The 17087-nt window shown below is 62.7% G+C and carries 17 protein-coding genes; 6 read left to right on the forward strand and 11 right to left on the reverse strand.

The window, feature by feature from the left end; all coding sequences use genetic code 11:
- Position 1 precedes the first annotated feature (1 nt).
- A complete protein-coding gene (locus tag ACERI1_RS02980; RefSeq protein ID WP_373616537.1) occupies positions 2-2074 on the reverse strand; it encodes a PrkA family serine protein kinase in 2073 nt (690 codons plus the stop codon).
- Between the two features lie 717 nt (positions 2075-2791).
- On the opposite strand from ACERI1_RS02980, the gene ACERI1_RS02985 reads away from it, so the two are divergent.
- Both ACERI1_RS02985 and ACERI1_RS02990 read left to right on the forward strand, forming a co-directional pair.
- Positions 2792-3223, forward strand: coding sequence for a DUF5820 family protein (locus tag ACERI1_RS02985; protein WP_373616538.1), 432 nt, complete (start codon positions 2792-2794; stop codon positions 3221-3223).
- 75 nt (positions 3224-3298) lie between these two features.
- Positions 3299-3745, forward strand: a complete 447-nt coding sequence (locus tag ACERI1_RS02990) for a UPF0179 family protein (RefSeq protein ID WP_373616539.1) — start codon at positions 3299-3301, stop codon at positions 3743-3745.
- Positions 3746-3792: 47 nt separating this feature from the next.
- On the opposite strand, the gene ACERI1_RS02995 is transcribed toward ACERI1_RS02990, so the two are convergent.
- Complete coding sequence (locus tag ACERI1_RS02995) at positions 3793-4140, reverse strand: winged helix-turn-helix transcriptional regulator (protein ID WP_373616540.1); 348 nt, start codon at positions 4138-4140, stop codon at positions 3793-3795.
- A gap of 177 nt (positions 4141-4317) precedes the next feature.
- Between ACERI1_RS02995 and yqeC the strand changes: the two genes are divergently transcribed.
- A complete protein-coding gene (gene yqeC, locus ACERI1_RS03000) occupies positions 4318-5064 on the forward strand; it encodes a selenium cofactor biosynthesis protein YqeC (protein ID WP_373616541.1) in 747 nt (248 codons plus the stop codon).
- Between the two features lie 18 nt (positions 5065-5082).
- Here yqeC and ACERI1_RS03005 read toward each other — a convergent pair whose 3' ends face one another.
- Both ACERI1_RS03005 and ACERI1_RS03010 read right to left on the reverse strand, forming a co-directional pair.
- Positions 5083-5718, reverse strand: coding sequence for a molybdenum cofactor guanylyltransferase (locus ACERI1_RS03005; RefSeq protein WP_373616542.1), 636 nt, complete (start codon positions 5716-5718; stop codon positions 5083-5085).
- 60 nt (positions 5719-5778) lie between these two features.
- Positions 5779-6333 carry a hypothetical protein gene (locus tag ACERI1_RS03010; protein ID WP_373616543.1) on the reverse strand — a complete coding sequence of 185 codons (555 nt, stop codon included), beginning with the start codon at positions 6331-6333 and terminating at the stop codon, positions 5779-5781.
- 163 nt (positions 6334-6496) lie between these two features.
- On the opposite strand from ACERI1_RS03010, the gene fdhF reads away from it, so the two are divergent.
- Both fdhF and ACERI1_RS03020 read left to right on the forward strand, forming a co-directional pair.
- Positions 6497-8629 (forward strand): formate dehydrogenase subunit alpha, encoded by a 2133-nt coding sequence (fdhF, locus tag ACERI1_RS03015; protein WP_373616544.1) that lies wholly within the window; start codon positions 6497-6499, stop codon positions 8627-8629.
- Between the two features lie 233 nt (positions 8630-8862).
- On the forward strand, positions 8863-10023 hold the full coding sequence (locus tag ACERI1_RS03020) for a glutathione-independent formaldehyde dehydrogenase (protein ID WP_373616839.1): 1161 nt from the start codon (positions 8863-8865) through the stop codon (positions 10021-10023).
- Positions 10024-10079: 56 nt separating this feature from the next.
- Here ACERI1_RS03020 and ACERI1_RS03025 read toward each other — a convergent pair whose 3' ends face one another.
- Positions 10080-10241: a hypothetical protein gene (locus ACERI1_RS03025; protein ID WP_165396973.1), complete on the reverse strand. Its 162-nt coding sequence runs from the start codon at positions 10239-10241 to the stop codon at positions 10080-10082.
- Between the two features lie 84 nt (positions 10242-10325).
- Here ACERI1_RS03025 and ACERI1_RS03030 point away from each other — a divergent pair, with 84 nt between their 5' ends.
- The gene (locus ACERI1_RS03030) at positions 10326-10484 is read left to right on the forward strand and encodes a hypothetical protein (RefSeq protein ID WP_373616545.1); all 159 of its coding nucleotides are present in this window, start codon (positions 10326-10328) and stop codon (positions 10482-10484) included.
- A gap of 78 nt (positions 10485-10562) precedes the next feature.
- On the opposite strand, the gene ACERI1_RS03035 is transcribed toward ACERI1_RS03030, so the two are convergent.
- The 6 genes from ACERI1_RS03035 to ACERI1_RS03060 form a co-directional block, all read right to left on the reverse strand.
- On the reverse strand, positions 10563-11714 hold the full coding sequence (locus ACERI1_RS03035) for a GTP-binding protein (RefSeq protein ID WP_373616546.1): 1152 nt from the start codon (positions 11712-11714) through the stop codon (positions 10563-10565).
- Between the two features lie 260 nt (positions 11715-11974).
- Positions 11975-12568 carry a nitrous oxide reductase accessory protein NosL gene (locus ACERI1_RS03040; protein ID WP_373616547.1) on the reverse strand — a complete coding sequence of 198 codons (594 nt, stop codon included), beginning with the start codon at positions 12566-12568 and terminating at the stop codon, positions 11975-11977.
- A 67-nt stretch (positions 12569-12635) separates the two neighbouring features.
- Complete coding sequence (locus tag ACERI1_RS03045; RefSeq protein WP_373616549.1) at positions 12636-13115, reverse strand: SRPBCC family protein; 480 nt, start codon at positions 13113-13115, stop codon at positions 12636-12638.
- Positions 13116-13201: 86 nt separating this feature from the next.
- Positions 13202-13630, reverse strand: a complete 429-nt coding sequence (lrpA1, locus tag ACERI1_RS03050) for an HTH-type transcriptional regulator LrpA1 (protein ID WP_373616550.1) — start codon at positions 13628-13630, stop codon at positions 13202-13204.
- A 259-nt stretch (positions 13631-13889) separates the two neighbouring features.
- Complete coding sequence (locus ACERI1_RS03055; protein WP_373616551.1) at positions 13890-14825, reverse strand: thiamine pyrophosphate-dependent enzyme; 936 nt, start codon at positions 14823-14825, stop codon at positions 13890-13892.
- Between the two features lie 3 nt (positions 14826-14828).
- Positions 14829-16733 (reverse strand): 2-oxoacid:acceptor oxidoreductase subunit alpha, encoded by a 1905-nt coding sequence (locus ACERI1_RS03060; RefSeq protein ID WP_373616552.1) that lies wholly within the window; start codon positions 16731-16733, stop codon positions 14829-14831.
- Positions 16734-17087 lie beyond the last annotated feature (354 nt).

Consider the following 17087-nt stretch of genomic DNA (forward strand, 5'->3'; position numbering starts at 1 on the left):
GTTAGTCTTCCATCTCGGCTTTGGCGACCTCCGCGCCGGCGAACTCGAGTACTTCCTTGGCTCCCTCCTCGGAGTAGCCCTGTTCGATCAGCGCGTCGATCCACGACGAGCGTTCGTCGTCGTCGAACTCGTTGGCGCTGACCAGCGCGGAGAAGTTGATGTTGTGTTTCTTGTCTTCCCAGAGCTTGCGCTCGAGTGCGCGGCGCAGGCGCTCGTTGTCCTGCGGGTTGAACGCCTCGCCTTCGCGAGCGCGTCGGGAGACCCAGTTCGAGACCTCCTGGCGGAAGTCCTCCTTGCGGTCCTCGGGGATGTCGAGTTTCTCCTCGACCGATCGGAGGAACGTCTCGTCGGGCTCCTGTTCGCGGCCGGTGAGTTCGTCCTCGATGGTGTCGTCGTCGATGTATGCCATCACGTGATCCATGTACTTCTCGCCCTGGCGCTGGATCTCGTCGATGTCGTAGGCCAGCGCGTGGCGGACGTCCTCGATGGCGCGCTCACGGTACTCCTCGCGGACCGTCTCGAGGTAGCGGTAGTACTTTTCGAAGTTGTCTTCGGGAATGGAGCCGTGGTGCTCTAAGTTCTCCTCGAAGAAGTTGAACACCGTCAGTGGCGAGAGGAAGCCACGCTGGCGGTGTTTCGAGTCCATGATCGCCTCGGCGATCTCGTCGCCGATGAAGCGCGGTGAGATGCCGACCATGCCCTCGCCGATCTCGGCTTTGCTTTCGGCTTCCTCGCGGAGCTTCTTGACGTCGATATCGTCGCCCTCGTCGATCTCGCCGTTGTAGGCTTTGGCCTTCGAGAGCAGATCGACGGTCTCGGTGTCGGGCTCCTCGATGCGCGTGAGGACGCCGAACAGGCCTGCCATCTCCAGGGTGTGGGGCTCGACGTTGATGTCGGGGACGTCGGCGTTGTTCAACATCTTGTTGTAGATGTTGGCCTCGTCCTCGTAGGAGAGGACGTAAGGGAAGTCGATCCGCTTGGTGCGGTCGTTAAAGGCCTCCATCTTCTCGTCGCCCTTCTTGTCCTTGTACTCGGGCATGTTCGTCCGCCCGACGATCACCTGGTCGATGTCGATCCGCGGGTTGTTCTTGGGCTTGATCGTCTGTTCCTGGGTCGCGTGCAGGAAGTCGTAGAGGAACTCCCGCTGGAGTTTGAGCAGTTCCTCGCCGGAGAAGATCCCGCGGTTCGCATTACAGAACGCCCCCGAGTAGTCGAACGCACGCGGGTCGCTTTCGCCGTAGATGGCGATCTTCGAGTAGTTGACGTCGCCGGTGAGTTCGGTCTCGTCCTGGTTTTTCTTGTCCTTGGGCTCGAACGTCTCCAGGCCCTGGCGTTTGTTCTCGTCGGCGACGAAGCGGACGATCTCGACGTGGTTCTCTAAGACCTGCTGGAGGTCGTCGTCGTAGTACGCCAGCAGCTTGTCCATGTAGAACTCGCTTTCGGGATCCAGCGCCTGCTCGTTCTGGATGGTGTAGGGCGCGTCTAAGTTCTCGTTGAGATCGTCGATAACCCGCTGGCGCTGCTCGAGCGGCAGCAAGACGAGCGGGTCCTGGTTCATCGGCGAGCGGACGACGTCGTCGGCCGGGTCCTGGTCCTGGATGACGTCACAGAGGTTGGTCCACCGGAAGGTGTACATTCGGCCCTCATCGCGGAGGGTGTAGTCCTCGAAGTAGCGCCGGACCTGCTTGTCGAAGTGGGACTTCCCGGAGCCGACGGGACCGAGCAGGAGTTTGATCCGGCGTTCGGGACCCAGCCGTCTGGCGCCCGATTTGACCTTGTTGACGAACTCGTGGATCGACTGGTGGATCACCTTGCCGTAGAAGGTGTTCTCGCCGTCGTTGAGCGGATCCTCGCTCGCAAGCTGGTACTCGACCATCCCTTCGGTTTCGTCGTAGGTGGTGCCGTAGTAGTCGAACATGTCCGCGACGCGCTGGTGGGCGTTGCGGGCGATCTTCGGGTCCTCGTAGACGGCTTCCAAGTACCAGTCGAAGGACTTGGTTTCCCGCAGGTCTGCGGGTATCGATTCCTTGTAGTCCGTACTGAGCTGCTCGAGTGTCTCGATGTCACCGGTCATGGTATCATTGGGTGCGGGTTCCCCCGATTGCGGTCGTCCGTGATCGCACGGGACGTGGAAGCGGACGTCGGTCGATCTGCCGAGTCATCTCGTGGCCGAACTGTCGAACTCCGTCGCGTCACCCGGCGTGACGGGATCGGCGCGCCTCTCGTCAATGGAAGTGATACTAGCCCCTCGAGCGGGGTCCCGAGGAGCGTGGCCCTGTCGTGGGCGGCTGTCTGTCGTGTCATGTGTCACCTATCACCACTTTCCGTCGCGTGACACCCTCACGGGTATCGAGCAACGGTGCGCCGGGGACGGGCGCGGAGTGGATCGGTCCGGCGAACGGATACCGATAGTATTTAATGAGTGAGTAATCCAGCTACTTAGCCTTAGCCCCAAAAGGTATTTACCAGGACTTAATTGCGAGAAAATATTGCCAGAAGTCTATACTGATGAGAGGTATCACACCACACATTCGGCGATCTAGCACATAAGTTGTGGGCCTGCAGTGGCCGTGTTGGCTCGCGCGCGCCAGTCTCAGGGTTCGCGACACGCCGTCGATTCGGTCCGTTGGTGACGAGTCATACTGCCGGACAAAACGGTTCATACTTCGATCGCGTCTCGACGGCGACAGCGGGTGCTCGCCACCACTGCACGCCACGCACGCCACCTTCGTCTGTGCTGTCACGGACCGGTGTCCGGCAGTATATACGGTCGGCACACCTACCGATCGGTATGTCGGATTCGGACGGAAACGGTGGCATCGATCGCTCGAGCGTGCCGGACGGCTGGGAGGTCTGGAGTGAAGGAGCCGACGGTCGGCTCGTCCTCGCGTACCGGCCTGACGTCTTCAACGCCGCGGACTTTCCCGCCCCGTGTCTCCCGACGCTGTATCTCACCCACGGCAAGCGAACCCGTCGTCCGGGCGTCAACCCTGCCGACACCGCCGATTCCGAAGACTGGTTCGTCACGCTCTATCTCGAGCCGGATGTGTCGCTGAATGAGACCATCCGCGTCCCGACCCGCGAGGTGGCTATCGAGCGGACGGTCGAACTTGCGCGGCAGTTCGACGCCGGCGAGATCGACTACCGGGAGCTGTATCAGGTGCCGCGAGAGGCGTATTTCGAGCGCCTCGACGAGTTGACCGGCGAGAATCGTGACGACTGATCCGTCCGTCACTCCTGTCTCGATTTATTCCGCCGGGACGTGACCCTTAACCGCCAGTGGCGACTATCGATTCCTATGTCGACCGTTACGCTCATCGGCTCCCGGCTGGCCGAGCCGGGATCCGAGTTCGTCTACGAGGGTGAAGCCGACGCCTGCGCCGGCTGTCCCTACCGCAGTCAGTGTCTCAATCTCGAGCCGGGCACCAAATACCGTGTCACCGACATCCGCGAAAACGCCCAGACCCTCGAGTGTGCGATGCACGACGGCGGGGTTCGTGCCGTCGAGGTCGAGCCCGCGCCCACGCGCGCGAACATCACCGGAAAGGGTGCCTTCGCCGGCAGCAAGACGAGCCTCCCCGGCCCTTGTCCGTACGTCGCGTGTCCGAGCCACGAGTACTGTGAGCCAGACGGCGTTTCCTTCGACGAGGAGTACCGCATCCGGGAGATCGTCGGCGAGCCACCACACGACATCTGTCACCTCGACCGGTCGCTCGAGCTGGTCGAACTCGAGACTGGCGACTAACAGGAGTCCGTATGAGAGGGCGTGCCTGTCCCGAGTTGGCGGCGACGCTACTCGAGTGCACTCTCCTCGAGCCAGGAGCCGGCCCAGCACTCGATCTCGCCGAAGACGGGCTCGAGCGATTCGCCCTTGTCGGTGAGACTGTAGTACGTCGCGATCGGGGCGTCTTCCTCGAGTCGGCGTTCGACAAAGCCCATCTCGCCGAGGTCGTCGAGGACGCGCGAGAGCGTCCGGGCGTTCGCGCCGGTCGAGCGTTTCAGCTCGTTAAAGCGCTGTTCGCCGTCCAGTAGTTCGTGCAACACTGCGAGTCGCCACTTCGAGCCGATCTGTTCGAGGGAGGCGATGACAGGACAGGCGTCGACGGGGTGCTCGGACGGCTTCGTTTGTGGGGATGACATCAATACGACCTGCTATCGTTTAGATCGCGATCGGCTTTAGTGGTTCGGATCCGAACCAGCTAACGGAACGATAGTGTCTTGCCTTCGGCCTGGTGTGGGTCGACCGGCTACTTCGTGCTGCCGGCGCGACCGGCTGTGGTCCCAAACGATTAGATGGTTCCTGTGGTAAGCGCCGCTATGGATATCTGCGAGGCACTCCGGGCCGAATCCGGCGTCGTCGCCGTCGTCGGTGCTGGTGGCAAGAAGACGACGCTGTATACGCTGGCTGCACGGGCCAGCGAGTCGGCCCGTCAGGCAGTCGTGACGGCGACGGTTCGGATTCCAATTTTCGACCGCCACGTCGAGGAGGTCATCGTGACCGACGAGCCAGAGACAGCACTCGAGCGTACAGACGCGTGGCCGGTCGGCGTCGTGCCTGAACGCGAGAGCGAGGATCGGTACGTGGGGTACGATCCCGAGACGATCGACGATCTCGCCGCAGCCGACATCGCCGATGTCGTGCTGGTCAAAGCCGACGGAGCACGGACACGCGAATTCAAAGCGCCGGGTGACCACGAACCCCAACTCCCGCAACGCACCGATACGGTGGTTCCGATCGCGAGCGTCCACGCAGTCGGAAAGCCACTCGCTACTGAACACGTCCACCGACCGGAACGAGTGGCCGCGATTACGGGACGCGAGGTCGGTGAGACGATCCGACCCGTGGATGTCGCCGACGTGCTCGCGAGCGACCGCGGCGGACTGAAAGGTGTTCCGGACGGCGCAACCGTCGTCCCACTGCTCAACAAGGTCGACGATGCGACTCACCGGCGGGACGCCGAGGAGATCGCGACGACCCTCTTCGAGCGAGCCCCAGCCGTCTCCCGCGTGGTACTGGCACGACTGATCGACGACGACCCGGTGATCCAAGTGCTCGAGCGGTGACAATCCGGACAGGCAGTCTCAGTCTTCGAGTCGCCGAGTGACCGCCTCGAACTCCTCACGGGTGTTGACGTTCTCGAAGGTCGAAAGCGGTGCCTGATCGCGAATCTCGGCTTCGTCGACGACGACGTAGTCGAGGTCGAACAGCGGCTCGATGATCTTTCGCTCGTCGCGCTCGAGTGCGCGTTCGCAGGCGGCGGCCATCGGTTCGGCCCGGTAGACGGCCTGCGTGGTCTGGAACCACTGGTCGTCGAGTCGCGGGACCGCAGCGTCGTGACCGACCGCGCGGTCGAAGAGGTGCGCGATGAGGTCGGGGTCGACGAAGGGCATATCGCAGGCGACGACGGCGGCGTACTCCCCCGTGGCCACACGCAAGCCGGTCATGATCCCCGCCATCGGGCCGCGGTCGGGGACCGGATCGACCGCGAACGTGACCTCGTGACCGCCCTCGAGTGCCGTTTCGATCGCTGCCACCTGTTCGTCCCGGCAGTTGACGACGAGTTCGTCGACGAGTGGCGCGAGCCGGTCGACGACACGCCGGATCATCGGCGTCCCGGCGAGGTCGGCGACGGCTTTGTCTCCATCGCCGAACCGGCTTGAGTGGCCGCCCGCGAGGACGACCCCCGTGCGCTCGGTTCGCCCGGTCTCGAAGGGCATGCTCGGCTGTTCGTCGAGCGATACCAAAAGGCCACGGTCGTATCGCCCCGTCGTCGCTGCTCACACCGACAGCCGCCAGAGCGCCCGGTACAGCGTCCACAGCTCACAGTCGAGTCGCTCGGCCACCGAGCGACAGCACTCGAGATAGGTTTCGTACTGCGATCGCGACGGCGGGTCGGGGTAGGCCGTGGGGAGTTCGCCCGCGTCCCGGAGTGCCGACCACTCGCGGGGGCCGACGACGACGTATTCGTGGGGGTCGATGAACATACAAAACGCCGAGGCGACGGGGACGTCGACGGCCTCGAGAGCGGTCAGCGCGTCGATCATCGCGGCAGTATCGTCGGCGTCGACAGCGTCGCCGACGGCATCGCGGACGGCCTCGAAGTCGTTGTCCCAGAAGCGCTCCTCGGCGTCCCGTCGCTCGGCGTCGGGATACGCGCCGAGAAATCGCCGGTAGTACCATCTGACGACCCAGGCCGCGTCCCGGCGACCGTACGCACCGGACGCAAACGCAGTTGGAAGCGTCTCTCTGTTCTCCGCCTCGACGGTGTACAGGGGCTCGTGCCGTCGGTAGTCGCGCGCCTGCGATTCGATGACCGACTTCGTAAGCGCCATCGTGTGCTAGTTTCACATGTGGTGCTGTCAGCGTTTCCCCGCCCCAGTAGAGACCTCGCGCGAGCCGTCGTTTCTCGGGACGTACCAGTAGTGTGGTAGAAAGCCTCATGCACGCGCAGATGATGGCTGTACACAACGGGTGCAAACACCTGGAGGACCCACAATGTCCAGTGACCAAGAGCCAGTCAAAACGATCTGTCCGTACTGCGGTGTCGGGTGTGGAATCCAAGTACAGCCGGGCGAGGAACCCGGTGACGTCCAGTTCATGCCGTGGGGCGACGCCCCGGTCAACGAGGGCCGGATCTGTATCAAAGGCGGGGCGGCGACGGAGGTCGTCGACCACGAGGACCGCCTGACCGAGCCGCTGCTCAGAGACGACGACGGCGAGTTCCGCGAAGCCACGTGGGAGGAAGCTTACGAGTACATCGTCGACGAACTCGAGCGAATTCTCGACGACTACGGCCCGGACGCGATGGGCTTTTTCTGCTCCTCGAAGGTAATGAACGAGGAGAACTACCTGCTGCAGAAGCTGGCCCGTCGCTACGGCACCAACAACGTCGACAACTGCACGCGGATGTGCCACGCGTCGACGGTCTGGGCACTTCGCACGAGTCTGGGCGCGGGCGCGATGACCAACAGCATGCGCGACCTCCGCGAGGAGTGTGATCTGTTCTGGATTCAGGGCGCGAACCCCGGCGAGCAACACCCCATCGCGAACAGCCAGTACTTCCGGCAAGCAGTGCTGGATGGGGCGACCGTCATTCAGGTCGACCCGCACGCGAACAAGACGACGCGGTCGTTCCAGATCGACGACACGGACCGCCACCAGCATCTCCAGTTGAATCCCGGGACCGATATCCCGCTCTTGAATATCGTCCTCAAGACGATCCTCGAGCACCACGACGAAAACCCCGACGACGGCTGGATCGACGAGGAATTTATCGAGGAACGCACCGAGGGGTTCGAGAACCTCAAAGAAACACTCGCGGACTTCGACAAGGAGGCCGCAGCCGAGGAGTGTGGCCTCGACCTCGAAGAGATCGAACGCGCGGCGGAGAAGTACGCGAAGGCGGATAACGCGGCCATCTTCACCGGCATGGGGATGAGCCAGCACGCATGCGGGGTCGACAACGTTCAAAACGAGATCAACCTGGCGCTGATCACGGGTAACCTCGGTCGTCCGGGAACGGGGGTCAACCCACTGCGCGGGCAGAACAACGTCCAGGGTACCTGTGACGTCGGCGCGATGCCGAACGTCCTACCAGGCTACCAGCTCGTCGACGACGACGAGGCCCGCGAATCGGTCGAAGATGTCTGGGGCTTCGAAATCCCCGACGAGCCAGGGCTGACGAACGTCGAGATCTCCTACGAAGCCGGCGACTCGGTCAAGGGGCTGTACGTGATGGGCGAAAACCCCGTGATGAGCGAACCAGACGCCAACAGCGTCGCAGACCGGCTACAGGATCTCGAGTTCATGGTCGTCCAGGACATCTTCATGACCGAGACCGCGGAGTTCGCGGACGTAATCCTCCCGGCGACGACCTGGGCCGAACGCGGCGGCACCGTCACGAACACCGATCGGCGCGTCCAGCGCATGCGCGGCGTCGGGAAGGTCCACGAGAACACGAAACACGACCTCGAGATCGTCAGCGAGGTCGGGAAGCGGTTGTTCGAGGAGGAGGTGTTCGACTTCGACGACCCCGAGGTCGTCTTCGAAGAACTCCGGCAGGTCTGTCCGAGCTACCACGGGATGACCTACGACCTGCTTGGCGAGGAGGGTCTGCACTGGCCCTGCTACGAACTCGGCGACGAGGGCGATCCGTTCCTCTACGAGGACGAGTTCGACACCGACAGTGGCCTCGGCCACATCGAGGGCGTCGAACACACCCCACCGGCGGAGACGCCCGACGACGAGTATCCGCTGATCCTCACGACCGCGCGACTCGAGGAACACTACAACACCGGGACGATGAGCACGCGCTCGCCGACGCTCAACCGGCAGACCCCGGAGAACTTCGTCGACGTCCACCCCGAAGACGCCGAACGCTACGGCATCGAGGACGGCGAGTACGTGAAGCTGCGCTCGCGACGCGGCGAGATCACGCTCGAGGCCCACGTCACCGAGGACACGAAGGAGGGCGTGGTGTGGACGACGCCACACTTCGCCGCCGCCTCGGCGAACAAGCTGACGAACCACGTGCTCGACGAGCGGGCGAAGATCCCCGAGTACAAGGCCGCCGCCGCGGAGATCGACGTCGACATCGAGCCCGCGGATCGAGCGGCTGGCGACGACTGAGATCGGCGGTATCAATCGGTGCCAGCACACTCCCGCCCCGTCGTGCGGACGCATCGAGTTAGACACCGAGGCCGGCACCGAACGGCAGTCTGACAGCGACAGCCACGTCCGCGCCAACACTGTCTCGAGGTGCGGATCGATCAGACAGCCTGAGTTTCATGGTGAATCGGGATAGCGGTAAGTTTTACAACGAGGTTCGTGGTGCGTTGCATGAGGTTCGATACCTAATGTCAATGGACGCAGTCGTATACCAGGGACCGCACGACGTAGCCATCGAAGAGGTTGACGAACCAGAGATCGAGCACGAGAACGACGTGATAATCGATATCACGACGACGTGTATCTGTGGTTCGGACCTCCATATGTACGAGGGACGAACCGCAGCCGATCCGGGAATCGTCTTCGGTCACGAGAACATGGGAACCGTCACCGAAGTCGGCGACGCCGTGACGACTCTCGAGGAGGGTGATCGCATCGTGCTGCCGTTCAACGTGGCCTGTGGCTTCTGTCGGAACTGTGAGAACGGCTATACCGGCTTCTGTACCAACGTCAACCCCGGCTTCGCCGGCGGTGCGTATGGGTACGTCGCGATGGGGCCGTACAAGGGCGGCCAGGCCGAGAAACTCCGCGTGCCGTTTGCGGATTTCAACGCGTTGAAACTGCCGGAAGGCGACACACACGAGGACTCCTTCGCGCTGCTGGCGGACATCTTCCCGACGGGGTGGCACGGCACCCGACTCGCGAATCTCCAACCCGGCGAGTCGATCGCGATCTACGGGGCCGGTCCCGTCGGCCTCATGGCCGCCTACAGCGCCAAGATTCAGGGCGCGTCCGAGATCTACGTCGTCGACCGCGTCGACAGTCGCCTCGAGATGGCCGAAGACCACTGTGACGCCCACGCTATCAACTTCGAGGAGGGCGACCCGGTCGAGCAGATCGTCGATGCCCACGGCGATGAAGTCGACAAGGGCGTCGACGCCGTCGGGTATCAAGCGATCGACCCCGAGACGGATCCGGGCGACGACGCCTACGATCCGGCCCGGGAGAACCCTGCGGTCGTCCTCAACCAGCTCATCGAGACCGTTCGACCGACCGGCCAACTCGGCATTCCGGGGCTGTACGTGCCGTCCGATCCCGGCGCACCCGACGAGATGGCGGCACAGGGACGGCTCGGCATCGACTTCGGCAAGCTCTTCGAAAAGGGGCTGAAGCTCGGAACTGGCCAGTGTAACGTCAAAGAATACAACCGGGAGCTACGAGATATGATCATCGAGGGACGGGCTGACCCCAGCTGGGTCGTCTCCCACCGCGTCGACTTAGAGCAGGCACCCGAGATGTACGAGAAGTTCGACGAACGCGAGGAAGGCGTCACCAAAGTCTTGCTCGAGCCATAGCGCTCCGTCGTCGACCGCCATTTTTCCTCGAGGTCTCGGACTGTCGTCCGCCAGTCTCAGCTTCGCAGCCAGGCTTTCGGGTGGTCGTCGCGAAGGTGATCCTGGTACCGCTTGATCAGCGCGGGGTACGATCCCGCAACCGCATACCAGTCGCAGTGGTCGCATTCTCGTTCGACCGTGTCAGTCGCGCTCTGTACGTATCCGCCGCGTTGGTGCATGCTCATCGCGCTCTGCTGTGACGATATAACCTTTCTGTCTCGGCCGGAGAAACAGGTATGGTCCAGACTGACATAGCCTGCTGTATGTGCCAGTACTGCAGTTACTCCTTTCACGACGGCTGGACGCAACTGCTCGAGTACGACGACATCTATCAAGATGCCCTCCCCGACCGAGTGACCGACCAGTCGACACACGGCTTTCACGAGTCCTGGGAGGAACTCAGCGACGAACTCGAGTTGTAGGACAGCGAGTGGCGAGCTTGCCACTGCACCCCATCCGTCCGATCACACGACGGCCCAGCGACCGGCGCAGAGCGCGGTTCAGGTGGCATGCGAGAGCGGGAACGGATCGGTGACGGACTCGGCCAACTCTGATTCGTCGCCATCGATCACACACGCCTCGAGTTCCTCGCGAATCCGCCGTTCGTTCATCGAGCGACCGATGATCACCAGTCGCGTGCAACGGTCGTCTTCGGGCCGCCACTCGCCGATCGGGCCAGCTTGAACCGACGGACCGGCCTGACTGACGCCGATTACGTCGTCGTGGGTGGCGACATGACAGACGCCTTTGGCCCGGACGATCGGCCCGTCCCAGTCCTCGAGCCAGGCCGCAAGTCGTGCCGGGTGGAACGGTCGATCAGACTGGAAGACGAACGACGAGACGCCGTGTCGGTCGGCCACGCTCTGTTCGCTGTCGTGGGCGTGGTCGTCTCCACCTCGATGTCCCTCCTCGCCGTGATCGTGTCCCTCACCACGCAGGTGGCGTTTCCATCCCGGCGAGCGCTTCGCCGTCTCGAAGTCGAACGCTCCAGTATCGAGGACGATGTCCGGGTTCACCTCACAGTAGGTCGTCCGGAGCCGTTTCGCCCGCGGTTGGAGAGTGTCGACGACGGCCTCGATCTCTGCGAGTGCCTCCTCGGGGACCATATCGGACTTGTTGAGCAGCAACACGTCACAGAACTCGATTCCCTCCACGAGAACCTCACTCAACGGTCGGTCTTCGTCAGGCTGGGCGGTCTCCGGGAGTTGCTCCCCAGCGTCGAACTCCTTCCAGAACCCGTACGTATCGAGGACGGTCACCATGGTATCCACCCGGAACAGATTCGTCGGATCGACGTCGCTTTCGTCCGTCCCGTCGGTGAACACCTGCGCGATCGGAATCGGTTCGCTGATCCCCGACGCCTCGACCAGCAGGTAATCGAAGTCGCGACGCCGTGCCAGTCGCGTTGCTTCCTCGAGGAGATCTCCCTGCAGCCGACAGCAGATACAGCCGTTCGAAAGGTCGACGATCCCCTCGTCGTCGGACTCTCGAGCGAGTAGTTCCGCGTCGACGTTTATTTCACCCATATCGTTGACGATCACCGCGATCCGCCGGTCGCCCGGATTCGACAGGACGTGGTTGATGAGCGTCGTCTTCCCCGCACCGAGATAGCCGCTGACGATCGTTACGGGAGTCGTGTCGTTGCGAGCCATGCGATACCAGATGTCACGATAGAAGCGCTACTAAGTGATCGGGTCGCTGTCACTGACAGTATCGCACACAGAACTGTCGCGAGTCGACCTCGAGCGATGTGTCCCCGCTCTGGACGGCTTTACGGTTGGGCGATCCGATTCAGACACAGTCCGGACGAGTGTCGATACGTCGCTCACTCGCCAACGCGGTCGCCGACCACGTCACTCGCACTCGAGAACTCGCCCCGGTTTGAACGCGTTGCTGTCGACAGGACGGCGCGTTACTCGTCAGGAAGGCGGCTCTTGCGGTAGATTTTCGCGGTTTCCATGTCGACCTCATCGAGCCCGACGATGATGTCCGCTTCGGGGGACAGATCCTCGGCCTCCCAGCTCTCGAGGAACATGACAGCGTCGCTACGGTGGGCGTAGGGGCGTGGGTCGATACCCATCGGGTCGTCGGCGGCCTCCTTGTCGGTGATGAGAACGAAGTTGGCCGTCGTCGCGTCGATGAGATCGTGGGTCTCGTAGTCGGTCGTCCACGCGCCCTGGATCGGCGAGTCGGGCGTTGACGACACTTTGTATGCGAACAGACACCCTGGGAGATCGAAGACGGCCGCCTGCCCGTTTTCGTGGACGAGTTGGCTGTTGCCGAAGTACTTCATTACCGGCATGCCACAGACATCACAGCGTTGTGATCTGGTGAATTCGACTGGCCCCTCTTCGACACCCTCGATCGAGGGTTCGTACACCTGTGCCTGTTCGTCGTCACCGTCCTCGGAGCCGTTCACGCCGAGACAGCCGGCAATGCCCACTGTCGCGCCGGCTCCCAGCGCGCCCAGCAGCCGACGTCGCCCGAGACTGTCGTGTTCGCACATACTCGTCTGTAGCCACCCGGTAATCAAAACCGACATGGTTCACCCATCGAATCTTGCCGTGGCGTGTTCACTCGAGTCGCGCTTTCGCCAGTCGGTGACGGGCGCGAAACATGGCCGCGAAGCCGGGCTTCGAGAACGGGTCGGCAATGTCGCCGAGCGGACCGAACGGCAGCTCGTAGTCGACGCGATCTCGGATGACGGTCCGATCGCCGTCAGCGAAAAAGCTGTGCGTGTGTTCCCACCGATCGAACGGTCCGTGGACCATCTCGTCGCGGAAGTACGCCGCGCCGTCCTCGCGCTCGCGGGCCGTAATCACCGACGTCCAGTGCTGGCGCGGCCCCACGCCGAACGGCTGGATCGACAACGCGACTTCCGAGCCGGGCTCGAGCACGTCCGGGTCCGGCTGGCCGTCCGGCCCGATCACGCGTTCGACCTGCAGATGCATCCAGTCAGGGGTCACTGCCTCGAGCCCGGAGATCCGAGCGTGAAACCCCCAGACGTCGTCGAACGACGACCGGACCGTCGTCTCGCGTTCGTACGTTGGCATGGGCACGTCTACGGTTGCCATCCTGAAAACATCGGTCCCGAAATCAGCGGCGACGGAGCACGCCAAGCGGTGTCTGTTCCGCTGTCTTATTTCAGTCGCTCCTGCAGGAACGACGGGTGAGCTGCGGTGACACCGTCGATTTCGAGCAGTTCGTCGGAGATGATCTCGCCGAGTGCGTCGCCGTCTTCGGCACGCACCTCGGCCATCAGCATATGGTCGCCGCTGGAACTGTAGAGGGCCTCGACCTCGTCGAGGTTCTTGATTGCCTGTGTGGCTTCGACGTAGCGTTCGCTCGCGACGTCGAGTCCGACCAGCGCGATCGTTTGGCTCGAGAGCTTCTTCGGGTCCACGTCGGCGGAGTAGCCGACGATGACGCCCTCCTCTTCGAGCTGGTTGATGTACTTTCGCACCGTCGGTTTCGAGACGTTCGCCCGGTCGGCGATCTCGGCGTAGGACGCCTGTGCGTCCTCCTCGAGCACCTCGAGAATTCTATCTTCCGTCGCCTGCGCACTCATAGCAGTACGTTTTGCTTCGACGGGAAAATATCTTTTGTATACGAAAACGACGGATATCCAATCAGAAGGACCCGACGTTTTGGCTGGCGAGCACGGTGCTTGCAGGCGATTTCGACCGCGGATTCGCAGTCGGCTTCGCGAGCGACCGACTCTCGAGGCGGACTCGACGCGAAACCGACGTGAAAAACGAAACCGCTGCGGACAGGTGGACTCGAGACGGCACCCGACTGTCAGCTATGGGACAGCGTCGACAGTCGGCCTACGTGTGTCGCTCGAGCAGGTCGTAGCTGCGTTCCCACTCGGCGTCGTCGTCGAAGTACCGCTCTGCCAGTGGCTCGTCGGGCAGTTCGCCGACGGCGTGTTTCTCCTGCTGGTAGGAGGGTCGATCGTCCTCGACGTAGTAGCGGCCGGTCAGGACGGTTCCCTCGTTGAGGACGTCCTCGGTCTCACGCATCATCCGGGCAGCTTCTTCCCGGTCGGAGACGTCGAAGTCGTAGTCGTCGGACTCCTGGACGTCGACGTAGGGGACGTACTGGCGCGCGTCCTTGTTCCAGGTCGGACACTGGGTCAGGAAGTCGATGTGGGCGAAGCCGTCGTGTTCGATGGCCTCCTTGATGATCTCTTTGGCCTGGTTGGGGTTGACGGCTGCGGTGCGGGCGACGTAGCTCGCACCGGCGTTCAGCGACATCGACAGCGGCCGCAGCGGCGTCTTCGCGCTGCCCGATGGCTGGGTCTTGGACTTGTGGCCCTTGGGACTCGTCGGCGAGGTCTGGCCCTTCGTCAGGCCGAAGATCTCGTTGTTGAAGACGATATACGTGATGTCGTGGTTCTCCCGGGCCGAGTGAATGAAGTGGTTGCCACCGATCCCGTAGCCGTCGCCGTCACCGCCCGCGGCGATGACCTCGAGTTCGGGGTTTGCGAGCTTGGCGGCTCGAGCCACGGGCAGCGAGCGACCGTGGATCGTGTGGAAGCCATACGTGTCCAAGTAGCTGTTCAGCTTGCCGGAACAGCCGATACCGGTGACAGTCAGCACTTCTTCGGGCGTCTTGCCGACCTCCGGCAGCGCCTGTTTCAGCGCCTTCAGGACGCCGAAGTCACCACAGCCCGGACACCAGGTCGGCTGTGGTTCGACACCGGGCGTGTACTCGTCCCGGTCGATTTCCCGTTCCTCTCCGATCGCGTTGAATGCACTCATTGGTCAGTCACCTGCAGCTGGTTCGATTCGTACCTGTGCGGTCGGTTCGCGGTCTTCCTCGACGAAGTTGACTTCGTAGCCCTCGACGATCTCGGCGGGCTCGAAGGGGTTGCCGTTGTACTTCAGCAGGCTGGTCAGCTTCTCGCCGAACCGGCCCAGTTCCTTCTGGAGCAGGCCGCGGAACTGCGCGGTCGCGTTCATCTCGACGACCATCGCCTCGTCGACACTCTCCAAGAACTCGGTCACCTCGGCCTCCGCGAACGGCATCATGTCGGAGACGCTGATGCCTTTCACCGAGTGGCCGTCGTCGTTGAGTCGCTTGACGGCCTCCTCGACGGCACCCTGACTCGAGCCCCACGTGATGACGCCGTAGTCGGCCGTCTCGTCGCCGAAGTAGGTCTGAGTCGACGACTCTCGGCTGTCGAGGTCCTCGCGGATCGACTCGAGTTTCTCGAGGCGTCGGTCCATCTGGGCGACACGGTTGTCGGGGTCCTCATTGATGTGGCCGACGGGGCTGTGTTCGTTCCCGGTCGCGAGGAAGCGCCCGCCCTTCTGGCCGGGAATCGAGCGCTGTGAAACGCCGTTTTCGGCGTCCTCGTAGTTGAAGCGCTTGAACTTCCCGGAGTTGTCGTGGGCGGCTTCCCGGAGTTCCTCCTCGGTCAGCGTCGCGCCCAGATCCGGCTGCGGTTCGCGGTCGAAGAACTCGACATCGACGTTGGTGTTCTCACCGGAGAGCTTCTGGTCGTAGATGATGATCGACGGAATCTGATAGTCCCAGGCGATCTCGAACGCCAGTCGAGTCTGCTCGTAGGCTTCCTCGATGTTCCCGGGCGCGAAGACGACGCGCTGGGAGTCTCCCTGACTCGTATAGAGGATATGCTCTAAGTCGGACTGCTCGGGTTTCGTCGGCATCCCGGTCGAAGGACCGGCACGCATGGCCTCGATGAGGACCAGCGGCGTCTCGGTCATCTCTGCTAAGCCCAGCGGCTCGCTCATCAGAGCGAAGCCACCGCCGGAGGAGCCGGACATGGCTTTGACGCCGGCGTGGCTCGCACCGACGGCCAGCGCCGCAGCAGCGATCTCGTCTTCGACCTGCTCGGAGACGCCACCCATGTCGGGGAAGTTCTGACTGAGGATGGTAAAGACGTCCGTCCACGGCGTCATCGGGTAGCCAGCGATGAACCGACAGCCGGCGTCGATCGCGCCGTAGGCGATCGCGTTCGAACCCGACAGCAGCGCCTGCTCGGTCTCGTGGGAGCCCTCGGGGGCTCGCAGGTCGTGCTCGAAGTCGTATTCCTCGGTGACGGTGTCGTAGGCCTCGTGGAGGATCTCGAGGTTCGCCTCGAGAATGTCCCCGCCCATCGCGTCGGACATCAGGTCCTCGATGTGTTCGAGATCCATCTCGAGCAGCGCAGCCGTCGCGCCGACGCCGGCGGTGTTACGCATGACCTCACGACCGTGTTCCCGGGCGAGTCCGCGGAGGTCCATCGGGAAGACGTGCCAGTCGTTCTCCTCGGCACGAGCCTCGAGATCGAGCGCTTCGACGTCCTCCTCGCTGATGAGTCCCTCGTCGTAGATGATGATCCCGCCCTCGCGGAGTTCATCGAGGTTCTCCGAGAGAGGCTTGATCTCCTCGTTGCCGTAGAAGGCGTCTTCCTGCGGGTTGCGGGCGAAGGAGTCACCCAGTGCGAGCAGGAAGTTGTAGCCGTCTCCACGTGACTGTACCTCGTGGTCTGCGGCACGAATCTCGACGTACGTGTGGCCGCCGCGAATCCGCGACGGATAGTGTCGGTGAGTGAATACGTCGAGCCCCGAGCGCATCAGCGCCTTGGCGAAGTTCTGGCTCGTCGAGTCGATCCCGTCACCGGAACCGCCTGCGATTCGCCAGATAAGTTCGTCGCTACTCATAGTGGATCAGTGGCCGATGGGCCAACCGTATCCGAATTTTCGCACTACCGTGCCTAAAGCCTTTGCTATGGATTGACAAGTATCTTTCGTGAAGGATGAACATCCGTTGAAGAATATGTGTGATCGATCATTACTATCGGGGCGAAACGAGTAGTCCACCACCATATTCACTTACCGAGTCGAGACTCCCCACCGAACCAAACGGTCCCACCACCGTCATTACAATCAACACACAGAGACGGACACCACTCAGTGGGTGTCATATGGTCTCCTATCCCGGTGCAACCGCGACATCGTGACAGGGGACCGCATGAAACAGACACCACGGATGCCTGCGGTTTCGTCGGTAGCTTT

The organism is Natrinema sp. HArc-T2, from assembly GCF_041821085.1.
GTDB lineage: Archaea > Halobacteriota > Halobacteria > Halobacteriales > Natrialbaceae > Natrinema.

Excerpts from the sequence above, each read along its gene's own strand:
- ACERI1_RS02980 (WP_373616537.1), bottom strand. The coding sequence starts at position 2,074 with ATGACCGGTGACATCGAGACACTCGAGCAGCTCAGTACGGACTACAAG.
- ACERI1_RS02985 (WP_373616538.1), top strand. The coding sequence starts at position 2,792 with ATGTCGGATTCGGACGGAAACGGTGGCATCGATCGCTCGAGCGTGCCG.
- ACERI1_RS02990 (WP_373616539.1), top strand. The coding sequence starts at position 3,299 with ATGTCGACCGTTACGCTCATCGGCTCCCGGCTGGCCGAGCCGGGATCC.
- ACERI1_RS02995 (WP_373616540.1), bottom strand. The coding sequence starts at position 4,140 with ATGTCATCCCCACAAACGAAGCCGTCCGAGCACCCCGTCGACGCCTGT.
- yqeC (WP_373616541.1), top strand. The coding sequence starts at position 4,318 with ATGGATATCTGCGAGGCACTCCGGGCCGAATCCGGCGTCGTCGCCGTC.
- ACERI1_RS03005 (WP_373616542.1), bottom strand. The coding sequence starts at position 5,718 with ATGCCCTTCGAGACCGGGCGAACCGAGCGCACGGGGGTCGTCCTCGCG.
- ACERI1_RS03010 (WP_373616543.1), bottom strand. The coding sequence starts at position 6,333 with ATGGCGCTTACGAAGTCGGTCATCGAATCGCAGGCGCGCGACTACCGA.
- fdhF (WP_373616544.1), top strand. The coding sequence starts at position 6,497 with ATGTCCAGTGACCAAGAGCCAGTCAAAACGATCTGTCCGTACTGCGGT.
- ACERI1_RS03020 (WP_373616839.1), top strand. The coding sequence starts at position 8,863 with ATGGACGCAGTCGTATACCAGGGACCGCACGACGTAGCCATCGAAGAG.
- ACERI1_RS03025 (WP_165396973.1), bottom strand. The coding sequence starts at position 10,241 with ATGCACCAACGCGGCGGATACGTACAGAGCGCGACTGACACGGTCGAA.
- ACERI1_RS03030 (WP_373616545.1), top strand. The coding sequence starts at position 10,326 with ATGTGCCAGTACTGCAGTTACTCCTTTCACGACGGCTGGACGCAACTG.
- ACERI1_RS03035 (WP_373616546.1), bottom strand. The coding sequence starts at position 11,714 with ATGGCTCGCAACGACACGACTCCCGTAACGATCGTCAGCGGCTATCTC.
- ACERI1_RS03040 (WP_373616547.1), bottom strand. The coding sequence starts at position 12,568 with ATGTGCGAACACGACAGTCTCGGGCGACGTCGGCTGCTGGGCGCGCTG.
- ACERI1_RS03045 (WP_373616549.1), bottom strand. The coding sequence starts at position 13,115 with ATGCCAACGTACGAACGCGAGACGACGGTCCGGTCGTCGTTCGACGAC.
- lrpA1 (WP_373616550.1), bottom strand. The coding sequence starts at position 13,630 with ATGAGTGCGCAGGCGACGGAAGATAGAATTCTCGAGGTGCTCGAGGAG.
- ACERI1_RS03055 (WP_373616551.1), bottom strand. The coding sequence starts at position 14,825 with ATGAGTGCATTCAACGCGATCGGAGAGGAACGGGAAATCGACCGGGAC.
- ACERI1_RS03060 (WP_373616552.1), bottom strand. The coding sequence starts at position 16,733 with ATGAGTAGCGACGAACTTATCTGGCGAATCGCAGGCGGTTCCGGTGAC.